10 protein-coding genes are annotated in these 12,950 nt (G+C 63.9%); 2 read left to right on the top strand and 8 right to left on the bottom strand.

Going from position 1 to position 12,950, the window contains the following annotated elements:
• Nucleotides 1-135: 135 nt before the first annotated feature.
• Nucleotides 136-4,416 carry a DEAD/DEAH box helicase gene (locus V7787_RS12370; RefSeq protein WP_064492336.1) on the bottom strand — a complete coding sequence of 1,427 codons (4,281 nt, stop codon included), beginning with the start codon at nt 4,414-4,416 and terminating at the stop codon, nt 136-138.
• A 136-nt stretch (nt 4,417-4,552) separates the two neighbouring features.
• Between V7787_RS12370 and V7787_RS12375 the strand changes: the two genes are divergently transcribed.
• On the top strand, nt 4,553-4,966 hold the full coding sequence (locus V7787_RS12375; protein ID WP_064492335.1) for an NUDIX hydrolase: 414 nt from the start codon (nt 4,553-4,555) through the stop codon (nt 4,964-4,966).
• On the opposite strand, the gene metR is transcribed toward V7787_RS12375, so the two are convergent.
• Complete coding sequence (gene metR / locus V7787_RS12380; protein ID WP_003254981.1) at nt 4,950-5,867, bottom strand: transcriptional regulator MetR; 918 nt, start codon at nt 5,865-5,867, stop codon at nt 4,950-4,952. The two genes, V7787_RS12375 and metR, sit on opposite strands and share 17 nt — an antisense overlap.
• Nucleotides 5,868-6,062: 195 nt before the next feature.
• Between metR and V7787_RS12385 the strand changes: the two genes are divergently transcribed.
• Nucleotides 6,063-7,058 carry an alpha/beta fold hydrolase gene (locus tag V7787_RS12385; RefSeq protein ID WP_064492334.1) on the top strand — a complete coding sequence of 332 codons (996 nt, stop codon included), beginning with the start codon at nt 6,063-6,065 and terminating at the stop codon, nt 7,056-7,058.
• 17 nt (nt 7,059-7,075) lie between these two features.
• Here the strand turns inward: V7787_RS12385 and V7787_RS12390 are convergent, their stop codons facing one another.
• The 6 genes from V7787_RS12390 to V7787_RS12415 form a co-directional block, all read right to left on the bottom strand.
• Complete coding sequence (locus V7787_RS12390; protein WP_010952237.1) at nt 7,076-7,411, bottom strand: GlpM family protein; 336 nt, start codon at nt 7,409-7,411, stop codon at nt 7,076-7,078.
• A 23-nt stretch (nt 7,412-7,434) separates the two neighbouring features.
• A complete protein-coding gene (locus tag V7787_RS12395) occupies nt 7,435-8,763 on the bottom strand; it encodes a sigma-54-dependent transcriptional regulator (RefSeq protein ID WP_064492332.1) in 1,329 nt (442 codons plus the stop codon).
• On the bottom strand, nt 8,760-10,664 hold the full coding sequence (locus V7787_RS12400; RefSeq protein WP_019438135.1) for a sensor histidine kinase: 1,905 nt from the start codon (nt 10,662-10,664) through the stop codon (nt 8,760-8,762). Before V7787_RS12400 ends, V7787_RS12395 begins: the two co-directional genes overlap by 4 nt.
• 68 nt (nt 10,665-10,732) lie before the next feature.
• Nucleotides 10,733-11,467 carry an amino acid ABC transporter ATP-binding protein gene (locus V7787_RS12405; protein WP_020190711.1) on the bottom strand — a complete coding sequence of 245 codons (735 nt, stop codon included), beginning with the start codon at nt 11,465-11,467 and terminating at the stop codon, nt 10,733-10,735.
• A complete protein-coding gene (locus tag V7787_RS12410; protein WP_003254970.1) occupies nt 11,464-12,135 on the bottom strand; it encodes an amino acid ABC transporter permease in 672 nt (223 codons plus the stop codon). The genes V7787_RS12405 and V7787_RS12410 overlap by 4 nt, the downstream gene beginning before the upstream one ends.
• The gene (locus tag V7787_RS12415; RefSeq protein WP_010952242.1) at nt 12,136-12,882 is read right to left on the bottom strand and encodes an amino acid ABC transporter permease; all 747 of its coding nucleotides are present in this window, start codon (nt 12,880-12,882) and stop codon (nt 12,136-12,138) included. It lies immediately after the preceding gene.
• Nucleotides 12,883-12,950 lie beyond the last annotated feature (68 nt).

A 12,950-nucleotide genomic window follows, 5' to 3' on the forward strand; every position in this document is an offset into this window, starting at 1 on the left:
AAAATAAAATCGGGGTAGCGAAAATCATTCTCGAGCGTAGGAGCGGGTTCACCCGCGAAAGGGCCGGTCCTGCTGACCAATTTCAACCGCCGTTCACCGTTGCCGCCGCTACCGTATTCGCGGGTAAACCCGCTCCTACAGGGGGGCGCGCAGCAGTTTTTGCCGCCAGCTTTCCTGCTCCTGTGCGGACGCCTCGACCAGATACGCGTAACGCCCGGCCATCCGCACCGCCACCGGTATCCCGTCGCGATACAGAAGCCGGTTGCCAATCACTGCCGGCACTTTCGCCCCAGGCAGCAACGAGCCGATCAGGTTCAGCGGGTCACCGGCGCTCACCACCTGCAGCGTTCCGTCCGGTTCACGTCGTCTCACTTGCCGCAGCAATACTACCGCCTCAGGCAAGGCGAACTGTTCACCGGCCAGCCCGGCAATGAAGCGCCCGCCCCGGATCTCGCCACGCGCTTCCAATCGGTGATAGCAGCGCAGCAGCTCACGCCAGGGCGGCAGTACATCACTCTCGCGCGCCAACAGCCGCCAGCAGATCACGCCATAGCGGCGCAGCAGCGTGCGGGCAATGTGCTCCAGGCGCTGGTCGTGATCCGGGGGCGCATCGCTGCGGCGCAGCAGGGCCCAACGTCCGGCATGCGCCATGCTGCTGGAAAGCGGCGGGTGACCTCGGCGGCTGTTACGTGAGCTGCGCTTGGTTGCGGGCGTGATCAGGCTGCGCAAGCCAGTGAAACTGTCCGCCCCGGCCAGGCCCGAGCCCACCAGCTCCTGCAGTGCAGTTTCCAGTTCACTGGGCAGCAGGTGTGCCTCATGTGCCAGTTCATCGAAGAACAGCGCACCCTGGGTTTTCAGCGCTTCGTGCACACGTTGCGCACGTAGGCCAAGGGCGTCGACAGCAGGTGCGGGCGCCAGGCTGCGCCACGTGTTCAACTGGTCCCGCGGCAGCAACACCAGTGGGGTACTGGTCAACGTGCTGCTCGCCACTGTTGCCGCCAGCCGGCTCCAGGCAAACTGGCCGCTTCGGCAGGCTTCGTCGAGCCAGTGCGGACTGTAGTCTTTGATACGCGCCGGCAGCAGTTCCGCCTCCCAGGCCGCTGCGGCGCTGGGGAACCCTTGTAACTGGCCCAGCACTTCGGCCACCGCCTGCGGACCACGCAGGCGCTCGTCTGGCGCCAGGTGCTGCCAATCGAACAGAAAGCGCATGAAGTCTTGCAGGCTGACCGGTTCGATCTCGCGGCGCAGGCGTTTGACCGTGTAGCGGTGGATGCGCGCCAGCAAGTGGCGTTCGCACCATTGCAGGTCAGTTGCACCTGGGCTGAAGTGCCCGCGCAGCACATAGCCTTCGGCTTCCAGGCGGGCCAGAGCCTGCTCGATATCGGTTACCGGTTTGCCCAATGGCGCAGCGATCTGCGCCAGGGTCTGTGGGCCATGGCCGCTCAGGCGGGCGCGCAGCAGTTCGCTCAGTGCGTGGTCGGGCTCAATGGGCTGGTCGAAGCCAGCGAGCCGTTCGAGCGGTGGCTCCCTGTGCGCTGTGGGGTACAGTGCCAGCAGCAGGTTCAGGCGTTCGCGGGCCAACCAGAGCTTGTAATCGGGCAGGCGCAAGGCACGCCCAGCCTTGGCCAGCTGCCTTAGCAGCAAATCCCAGCAGGGGTTGGCATCTACCTCGGCCTGACCGATGGCACCCAGGCTCATCAATGCCTCGTGCATTTCGTCGGGATTGGCCGGCTGTGGCCAGGCCTCGGCCGCGACGGCAGCAATGGCATCAGCGTCCAGCGCGCCCAGGTCGTCGCTACTGTGCACGTCGTTCCAGCGCCGGTTGAGCACCGCCTGGGTACGTCGTTCTTCCAGTGGCGCATCGTCCAGAAAGGCATAAGGCCGGGCGTTGAGAATCGCTGATGCCAGCGGCGAGGGGGCGGGCAAATCCCGGCACAGCAAGCGCACTGCACCGCTTTCCATGCGCCGCAGCAGGGCCAGCCAGCCTTCGCTGTCCATCGCCTCGTGCAGGCAGTCGTCGAGGGTTTGCTCGACCAGCGGATGGTCGGGAATCTGCCGCTCGCCGGCGATGTTCTCCAGGCAGGCGATCTGGTCGGGGAACACGGCGGCAACCAGGTCCTCACTCTTCATGCGCTGGATTTGTGGCGCCACCTTGCGTCCGCCCACAAAGCGCGGCAGTGCCATGGCCACGCCTGCATTCCAGCGCCAGCGCACGCCAAACAGCGGTGCATCGAGCAGGGCCTGGATGAGAATCGGCTCGGCGCTGCGGCTGTTCAGGTAACGCCATACTTCGTCCAGCTCGAAACTGTGGCTGGTCGACAGTGACAGCACGATGGCGTCCTCGCTGGCGGCAGCCTGCAATTCGAAGTTGAAGGTGCGGCAGAAGCGCTTGCGCAGGGCCAGGCCCCAGGCGCGGTTGATGCGGCTACCGTAGGGTGAATGAATGATCAGTTGGGTCCCGCCGGACTCATCGAAAAAACGTTCCATCACCAGCGTATCCTGCGAGGGCAGGGCGCCAAGCACTTCACGGGTGCGGGCCAGGTAGTCGAGCAACTGGCCCGCACAAGCTTCGTCCAGTTCGAAGGTCGCCTGCAACCAGGCCAGTACCTCCACCATGTCGCCGCCTGCCAGCGCCAGTTGCTGGTCGATTCGCGCCTGCAGCCGGGCCACGGCGGCAGACAGCTCGTCACTGCGCCCCGGCGCTTCACCCAGCCAGAACGGAATGGTCGGTGGCAGGCCATGAGCATCCTCTACCCGCACCCGGCCCGGCTCGACGCGCAGAATGCGATAGGAGGCGTTGCCCAGCTGGAAAATATCGCCAGCAATGCTTTCCACGGCAAAGTCTTCATTGACGCTGCCGATGTTCAGCGCCTGCGGTTCCAGCAACACGGCGTAGTCGGCGTTGTCGGGGATGGTGCCGCCGCTGGTCAGCGCGGTCAGCTGGCTGCCACGTCGGCCACGCAGCGTGCCGCTCACTGCGTCACGGTGCAAGTAGGCACTGCGCACACCCTGGCGGCCGTTGTAGCCCTCGGCGAGCATGCGCAGCAGGGCCTGGTAATGGTGCTGGTCAAGCTCGGCGTAAGGTGTGGCCTGGCGCAGGCAATCCAGCAGATCCTGTTCGTGCCAGGCCTGGTTGCTGGCTTCTGCGACGATCTGCTGGGCCAGCACATCCAGCGGTGCCCGGGGGATGTGCAGTGCGTCCAGTTCGCCCTGTCGAACGCAGTCAAGCAAGGCAACGCATTCGATCAGGTCATCGCGTGAGGTGGGGAACAGGCGCCCCTTCGGCACACCATCGACCTGGTGTCCAGCGCGGCCAACCCGTTGCAGGAAGGCGGCAATCGAGCCGGGCGAGGCGATCTGGCAGACCAGGTCAATATCGCCGATATCAATGCCAAGCTCCAGCGATGCGGTCGCTACCAGCACCTGGAGCTGGCCGCTCTTGAGCCGCTGCTCCGCATCCAGGCGCAGCGCTTTTGACAGGCTGCCATGGTGTGCGGCAACCGCCTCCTTGCCCAGCCGGTCGCTGAGGTGGCGGGTGATACGTTCGGCCAGGCGCCGGGTGTTGACGAATACCAGCGTGGTGCGGTGTTCACGGGCAAGGGTGGCCAAGCGGTCATACACCAGGCCCCAGACATCAGTGGCCATCACCGCCCCCAGCGGTACCGGCGGCACTTCGATGGCCAGGTCACGCTTGCGGGCATGGCCGATATCGACAATGGCGCAGGGGCGCCCGCTACCCACCAGAAACTGTGCCACCCGTTCGACCGGGCGTTGTGTAGCGGACAGGCCGATCCGCCGCAGCGGCTTTTTGCACAAGGCTTGCAGGCGTTCCAAGGTCAGGGCCAGATGGGCGCCACGCTTGTTCCCGGCCAAGGCATGGATTTCGTCGACGATTACCGTGTGCACATGGGCCAGGCCTTCACGGCCAGAGGCCGAGCCCATCAGCACGTAAAGCGATTCGGGGGTCGTCACCAGAATGTGCGGGGCCAGCTTGCGCATGGCGGCGCGTTCCTTCTGCGGAGTATCGCCGGTGCGTACCGCCGTGGTGATGCGTGGGGCGTTCAGGCCTTGCTCTGCAATGGCTTGGCTGATGCCTTCGAGCGGGGCCTGCAGGTTCAGACGAATGTCATTGGACAGGGCCTTCAGAGGTGAAACGTAGATCACCAGGGTCTGTGCAGGCAGTTCGCCCTGGTGCTTCATGCCTTCACGCAGCAGCTCATCTAGCACGGCCAGAAAAGCGCTCAGGGTCTTGCCTGAACCGGTCGGCGCGGCCAGCAGCATGGATTGCCCGGCGTGGATCAACGGCCAGGCCTGAGCCTGGGCATCGGTGACCGTGGCGAAGTGGCGGCGGAACCAGGTGCTGACGGCAGGGTGGAACAGCTCGAGCACCGGGTGGTGTTTGGCGGGCAGGTTCATGTGTTGTTTATGGAGGGTGTGCAACAGGTTGGCAAGGGGCCGCTCGTCTGCCAGGCCGGTACAGGAATAACCGGCCTTGTCAGGCCAATGACCCCATGGGATCCTCGCGGGTCATTTTATTCAGCGAGCCCACCCCATGCCCAACATCATCCGCATCGCCGCCGCCCTGCTGATCGACCCTCAGGGCCGCACGCTGCTGGTGCGCAAGCGTGGCACCGAGGCTTTCATGCAGCCAGGCGGCAAGATCGATGCCGGTGAAACGCCGGTGCAGGCGCTGGTGCGCGAGTTGCAGGAGGAACTGGGCCTGCGCATCGACCCGGCTCAAGCCATGCACCTGGGCCAGTTCAGTGCCCCCGCCGCCAACGAGCCAGGCTTCGAAGTGCAAGCCGAGCTGTTCCGTGTCGACAGCGCCGCTGCCGTGGTGCCGGCCGCAGAGATCGAGGAGGTGGTCTGGCTGGCAGCAGATCAGGCACCCGCCATGCCACTGGCTCCCCTGACCCGCGACTTGATCCTGCCGCTGTATCGCCAGGCGCTCAACGCACCGCGCTGACGCCGTCGAGGGTGGCGAACGAGGTGTCCTTGGCTGTCAGCAAAAAATCGCGCATGTAGGGGGCATCGAGCATGTCGGTGCGTACGGCGGCATAAAGCGTGGCAAACAGGCCTTTCTCACCCAGGCGTTTGCCCTTCACATAGCCGCGCGAGCTGTACTCGTGCAGCGCCCAATGCGGCATGCCGCATACACCACGGCCGCTGGCCACCAGTTGCATCATCATCACCGTCAGCTCCGAGGTACGCACGGCGGCTGGCTCGATATCGGCCGGCTCCAGGAAGCGGGTGAAGATGTCCAGGCGATCGCGCTCCACCGGGTAGGTGATCAGCGTCTGGTCGAGCAAGTCTTGCGGCACGATGTAAGGCTTGCTGGCCAGCGGGTGCTGGTTGGCCACTGCCAGCATCGCCTCGTAGGTGAACAGCGGCACATAAGTGATGCCTGCCAGGTCCACCGGGTCGGAGGTCACCACCAGGTCAAGGTCGCCGCGGGCCAGGGCCGGCAGCGGGGCGAAGGCAAAGCCCGAGGCCAGGTCCAGTTCCACTTCCGGCCAGGCATCACGGAACTGGTCGATGGTCGGCATCAGCCACTGGAAGCAACTGTGGCATTCGATAGCCATGTGCAGGCGTCCGGCAGTGCCTCCGGCCAGGCGTGCGATGTCACGTTCGGCACTGCGCAGCAATGGCAGGGTGGCATCAGCCAGTTGCAGCAGACGCAGCCCGGCGCTGGTGAAGCGGATCGGCTTGGTCTTGCGCACGAAAATCGGGAGGCCCAGGCGCTCTTCAAGCTCCTTGAACTGGTGCGACAACGCCGACTGGGTCAGGTGCAGGCGTTCGGCGGCCTCCACCAGGCTGTCGGCCTCGCGCAGGGCATGAAGGGTTTTCAGGTGACGGATCTCCAGCACAGATAACTCCGGGGTATGGAATAGAGGAACCAGGTAATGAGTTGAGTTTCTCTCATGATGCTACATCTGTCGACTGGGCGATCGTCGCACCGCCTGGCGGGAGTCATGAAACTGTCACCGAACTGTGGCAGCGCGCCCGAACAGAATTCATCAGACTCGCGCTCTACTGGGGATCTGCATTCTGGTGTTTCTTTCATGCGGGCTTTTTGGTTTTTCCTTTTCTTTCTGTTCAGCGCACCGGCGAGTTTCGCCGAACAGCGCTGTGACGCCCATGTGCCGGTGCAGCGTGCCGAACTCGGTGCCGTCAGCCTGGTGTACCAGAGCGTCGGTGCGCCACGCGACCCGGCCTTGCTGCTGGTCATGGGCTTGGGCGGGCAGCTGATTCATTGGCCAGACGACGTGGTCGAAGCATTGTGCCGCCAGGGTTTTCGGGTGATCCGTTATGACAACCGCGATGTCGGCCTGTCACGCTGGAACCAAGTGCCACCGCACGCCAACCTGACGCTCGAACTGTTGCGTTACAAGCTGGGCCTGCCCGTGTCGGCGCCCTACACGCTGACTGATATGGCCGATGACGGCTTGCACCTGATGGACGCGTTGGGCGTGCGCCAGTTTCATGTATTGGGGGTGAGCATGGGCGGCATGATTGCCCAGCACCTGGCGGCGATGGCGCCCGAGCGTGTGCGCAGCCTGACGCTGGTCATGTCCAGTTCAGGGGCGGCGGGGCTGCCGGCGCCGGACCCGGCGCTGGTGCAGTTGCTGGCCCGGCGCAGCGCACCGAACCGTGAAGTGGCAATCGAGCAGCAGGCCGACCTGCTGGCGGCCTTGGGCAGCCCTGAGGTACGGGACGACCGCGAGGTGTTGCTGCACCAGGCGGCGCAGGCCTACGACAGGGCGTTCAACCCTGACGGGGCCAAGCGCCAGATCATGGCGATACTGGCCGAGCCGAGCCGCGTCGAGTTGCTCAACCAGTTGCGAGTGCCGACCCTGGTCGTACACGGCACGGCTGATCCGTTATTGCCGGTGATGCATGGCGTGCACCTGGCGGCGCATATCCGGGGCAGCCAGTTGCGCTTGATCCCGGGGCTGGCGCACCGTTTCCAGGAGCCGTTCAAGGCGCCGTTACTGGGGGCGGTGTTGCCTTATTTGCAGGCTCACAGGCAAGAGGTCACGCACATCGCAGGGCTCTGAATCGGCGCCGATTTCGATCAGTGCATCCGCACCCACACAGTCACCAGCACGGTCGCAGCGATCAGCCAGGCCACCGTGGCCAGCGCCATCGAAGCCTCGAGGCGCAAGCGGTCGACCAGTACATACAGGGTTGCCAGGTACACGAAATACGGAATGATCGACCACATGCCAAACAGGATGGTGGTCTTCAGGTCGGCAATGCTGCGCCCCTTGCCGACGATGTAGTGGGCAATCAGGGCGAAGGTGGGGAACAGCGGCACCAGCCCTGCGATGTAGTAGTTGCGCGTTTTCGACAGCACTGCCAGCAACAGCACCACGCCTGCGCCCAGGGCCGCTTTGAATACCAGGTCCACGTTGTTTTCCAGTTTGGGTTCAGTCAGGCGAGGCCGTATTTTTTCACTTTGTCGAACAGCGTGGTCTTGGCCATGCCCAGCTCCTGGCTGGCCTGGCTCAGGTTGCCACCCGTGCGTTGCAGGGCATCAGTGAGCAGGTTGCGTTCGAATGCTTCCACCGCCTCGGCAAAAAGCAGGCCTTGGTTGGCACCACCGCTGGGGCCTTTCTTGAACGCTGGCAGGCCGAGGGCATAGCGTTCGGCCACGTTGCGCAACTCGCGCACGTTGCCTGGCCAGTCGTGGGCCATCAGGCGCGACAGGGTCTGGCTGTCCAGTGTCGGTGTTTCCCGATCAAAGCGCAGGGCCGACTGCTGCAGGAAATGTTCGAACAACTGCAGGATGTCTTCACGGCGCTCACGCAGCGGCGGCAGCTCCAGGGTGACCACGTTCAGCCGGTAATACAGGTCGCTGCGGAACTGGCCGCTCTGGCCCAACGCATCAAGGTCCGCCTTTGTCGCGGCGATCACCCGGCAATCCACCGGGATGCTCTGGTTCGAGCCCAATCGTTCCAGGGTGCGCTCCTGCAGCACGCGCAGCAGCTTGATCTGCAGGTTGATCGGCATGCTCTCCACTTCATCGAGGAACAGCGTGCCGCCATTGGCGTGTTCGATCTTGCCGATGCGGCGTTTGCCGGCACCGGTGAAGGCGTTGGCCTCGTGGCCGAATATCTCGCTTTCAAACAGGTTTTCCGGCAGGCCGCCACAGTTCAGCGCCACGAACGGGTGGCTATGACGGCGGCTGAAGTCGTGCAGGCAGCGTGCGACCAGCTCTTTGCCGGTGCCGGTCTCGCCTTCGATCAGCACGTTGGCTGAGGTGTCGGCGACGTTGGCGATCAGTTCGCGCAAGTGCTCCATGGCCGGTGAGCGACCAATGATGCGTCCTTCCAGGCTGCTCTGTTCGGCCAGCTGGCGGCGCAGGGCCACCACTTCGCGTGACAGCCCGCGCTGTTCCAGCGCGCGGCGTACCACGTCGACCAGGCGCTCGGGGGAGAACGGTTTTTCCATGAAGTCGTAGGCGCCGTTACGCATGGCGCCAACGGCCATGTCGATATCGCCATGGCCAGTGATCAGCACCACCGGCAGGCTGCGGTCACGGGCCTTGAGGCGATTGAGCAGCTCCAGGCCATCAATACCCGGCAGGCGGATGTCGCTGACGACAATGCCGGCGAAATCGTCGCCGATGCGTTCCAACGCCTGTTCGGCGCTGCCTACGCCCTCGCAGGCGATATCCTCCAGGGCCAGCGCCTGCTGGCAGCCGAGCAGCACATGCGGGTCGTCTTCGACGATCAGGACGGTAAGAGGCGCTTGGTTCATGGATGCTCTGCCGATTCGCTAGGGGGTGAAACCAGAGGCAGGGCCAGGACGAAGGCCGTGCCGCCGGTGACGGGATGCTCGACGTTCAGGCTTCCCTTGGCGGCGGCGGCAAGGCTCGCCGACAGGGTCAGGCCCAGGCCCAGGCCATGCTCGCCCGGTTTGGTGGTAAAGAAGGGTTCGAACAGGTGCTTGCGCGCTTCGGGGTCGATACCGTGGCCGTTGTCGCGCACCTGCAAACGGTACTTGTCACCCTGCAACTCGCCTTCCAGCCATAGCTCAGGCTGCGGTTGCGCGGCCATGGCGTCAAGGGCATTCCCGATCAGGTTGACCAGAATCTGCTCCAGGCGGGTCTGGTCGATGGCCAGTTGCTGGTCCTCGAACTGGTGGTGCAATTGCAAATGACAGGCACTGATGCGGTTGGCCAGCACCTGCAGGGTGGCCTCTACTGCCTTGGCCAGTGAAGCCTGGCCGCTGTCATCGCCGCGCCGGGCGAACGAGCGCAGGCTGGCGGTGATGCGGCCCATGCGGTCGATCAGGTCATTCATGGTGCGCAGGTTGGTGCTGGCGGTTTCCAGCGCCCCGCGCTCGAGGAAGCGCACTGTATTGCCAGACAGGGTGCGCAGCGCAGCCAGTGGCTGGTTCAGCTCGTGGGCAATGCTGGTGGACATCTGCCCGATGGCGGCCAGCTTACCTGCCTGCACCAGCTCATCCTGGGCGTGGCGCAAGGTCTGCTCGGCATGCCGGCGCTCGCGAATCTGGCCCTTGAGGCGTTCGTTGCTGGCGCGCAGGTCGGCGGTGCGTTCGGCAATCCGCCGCTCCAGCTGGCTGTTGGCCTCTTCAAGGGCTTCGCGCGCCGCCAGGCGGGTGGCGATCACTTTGCGCCGCTCGTTCCAGGCAATGCCGAGGATCGCCAGCAAGGCAAAGGCAACGCCCACCAGAATGCCCTGCACCATGGATTCGCGACGCAGGTCCTGCAGTGGGGTCAGCAGGGTGAAATGCCAGGGCGTGTCGACCAGGCGTCTGGTTTGCGCCAGGTAGGCCACTTCGTGCGGTTTGCCATGAGCGGTTTCGGTGTTGGCCGGGAAGGTCAGTTTTTCCACACCATCGGCCAGGGTCTCCCGGGCCAGGGGCTGCAATTCGTTCAGCGGCCACCAGTAGTACTGCAGACTTCGCGCCAGGCGCTCCTTGATTTGCGGGGTCAGCGGGCGCACCGACTTGAGGCGCCGGGCCGGGTCGCTGGAGAGAATGATGATGCCATTCTCGTCACTGACGAACGCCTCCAGGCGGGCACGCTGCCAGCGCTCCTCGAGGGTGTCCAGGCGCACCTTGATCACCGCAACGCCTATGATCTTGCCGTGCTCCTCAAGCCCATGGGCCAGGTAATAGCCAGCCTCGCCCGTGGTGCTGCCGATGCCGTAGAACCGCCCTGGCTCGCCGCGCACGGCAGTCTGGAAGTAGGCGCGGAACGACAGGTCTTCACCCAGGAACGAGTCGGCATCGCGCCAGTTGCTGGTGGCCTGTACCCGGCCATTGGTGTCGAGGACGAAGATGGCCCGACTGCGACTGCGACGGTTCAGGCCTTCAAGGTATTCGTTGACCGTCTGGCGTGAGGCGCCGTCCGGGTCGGTGAGCAGGTGCGAGACGCTGTCTTCCAGCTCCAGCAGGCTCGGCAAGTAGGTGTACTTGCTGATTTCGCTTTCGACCGTGCGTGCGTGCAGCTCCAGCTGGCGTTCGCCGTTTTCGCTGAGGGTGCGGATACCATTGCTCTCGCTGATCAGGTAGCCAGCCATTCCCAGGCCGACCATCAGCAGGATGATCAGTGGTGGTAACAGCAATTGACGGATCAGGCGGGAATTCACGGCAGGCTTGGCAGGGCGAAGTAGCGAGGGATCGCATTTCATCACAGTGGCCTTGTTACGACCAGCTTCCGCTGCCTGGTGGGTCCCTGGCAGCGGAAGCTGTGGCCGGGTCAGTGCTGCAGGATCTTGCTGAGGAAGTGCTGGGTGCGCTGGTCGCGGGCGCTCTGGTCACCGAAGAACTCTTCCTTGGTGCAGTCTTCGATGATGCTGCCCTTGTCCATGAAGATGACCCGGTTGGCGACTTTGCGGGCAAAGCCCATCTCGTGGGTTACGCACATCATGGTCATGCCTTCGTGGGCCAGTTGCACCATCACGTCCAGTACCTCGCTGACCATTTCCGGGTCCAGTGCGGAGGTGGGTTCGTCGAACAGCATGACGATCGGGTCCATCGCCAGGGCGCGGGCGATTGCCACGCGCTGCTGCTGGCCACCGGAGAGCTGGCCGGGGTGTTTCTTGGCATGGGCACTGAGGCCTACACGCTCGAGCAGGGCCAGGCCCTTCTTGGTGGCTTCCGCCTCGCTGCGGCCCAGTACCTTGCGCTGGGCAATGGTCAGGTTCTCGGTGATGGTCAGGTGCGGGAACAGCTCGAAGTGCTGGAACACCATGCCCACGCGCGAGCGCAGCTTGGGCAGGTTGGTCTTCGGGTCGGCAATCGAAGTGCCATCGACCACGATGTCGCCCTTCTGGAACGGCTCCAGCGCGTTGACGCACTTGATCAGGGTGGACTTGCCCGAGCCCGACGGGCCACAGACCACCACCACCTCACCTTTCTTGACCTCGGTGCTGCAGTCGGTCAGTACCTGGAAGTCGCCGTACCACTTGTTGACGTTCTTGATGGAAATCATACGGTGATCCTTTTTTGCAGGCGCTTGACCAGCCACGAAGCGGAGAAGCTGATGAGGAAGTAGACGACGCCGGCGAAGATCAGGAACTCATGGGAGCGCCCGATGATGTCGCCGTTGGAGCGTGCCGAGTTGAGGAAGTCGACCAGGCCCACGGTGTATACCAGCGAGGTGTCCTGGAACAGGATGATGCTCTGCTGCAGCAGCAGCGGGGTCATCTTGCGGAAGGCCTGGGGCAGGATGATCAGGCGCATGGTCTGCGCGTAGTTCATGCCCAGCGCTTGTGCGGCGCCCATCTGGCCCTTGGAGATCGACTGCACACCGGCGCGGACGATTTCGCAGAAATACGCGGCCTCGAACATCATGAAGGCGACCACGCAGGAGGTGAAGGCACCCACCGGGGTATCCTCGCCGGTGATCCAGCGCAGCACGAACGGTACCGCCAGGTAGAACCAGGTGATCACCAGCAGCAGCGGGATCGAGCGGAAGTAGTTGACGTAGGCGCCGGCCACGTTCGACAGCAGTTTGCTCGACGACAGGCGCATCAGGGCCAGGATGGTGCCCAGCACGATACCGCCGATGACTCCCATGACCATCAGTTTGAGGGTCATGACCATGCCCTCCCAGAGGGCAGGCAGGGCGGGGATGATTTCGCTGAAATCCATTTCCATTTACTTGCCCCCCACGGAGATCAGGCCAGGCACGGCGACTTTCTTCTCGACCATGCGCATGAGCAGCATCAGGCCCATGTTCAGGGTGAAGTAGATCAGCGTGGCCAAAGTGAACGCCTCGAACAGGTTGGCGGAAAACTCTGCGGTCTGTTTGGTCTGCGCCAGCAGCTCCATCAGGCCGATCAGCGACGCCACCGAGGAGTTCTTGAATACGTTGAGGAACTCGGAGGTGAGCGGCGGAATGATGATCCGGTAGGCTTGCGGCAGCAGCACATTGTTGTAGATCTGCGGGAGGCTGAAGCCCATGGCGCGGGCGGCTGCTTCCTGGCCTTTGGGCAGCGCCTGGATACCGGTACGCACTTGCTCACAGACGCGCGCGGCGGTGAACAGGCCCAGGCAGATGACCACGCTGATCAGCGCCGAAGTGGTCGGGTTGAGGTCCTGCTTGAACCATTCCTGCAAGCCTTCTGGCAGCAGGTCCGGTACCAGGAAGTACCAGATGAACAGTTGCACCAGCAGGGGCACGTTGCGGAACAGTTCCACGTAGGCGGTGGCGATACCCGATACCAGGCGGTTCGGTACGGTACGCATGACACCGAGGAGCGACCCCAGCAGCAGCGCGATGATCCAGGCGGTGATGGCGATGGCGATGGTCCAGCCCAGGCCGGTGATGTACCAGTCCAGATAGGTTTCGCTGCCCACGCCGGTGGACTTGAAGAACACGCCCCAGTCCCAGTTGTAATTCATCGGGATTTCCCCTCAGACGGTTGTTTCACGGGCACCTTCGAGCATCCGGGGGCGCAAGGCGCCCACGG

It is taken from the genome of Pseudomonas sp. CGJS7 (assembly GCF_036961695.1).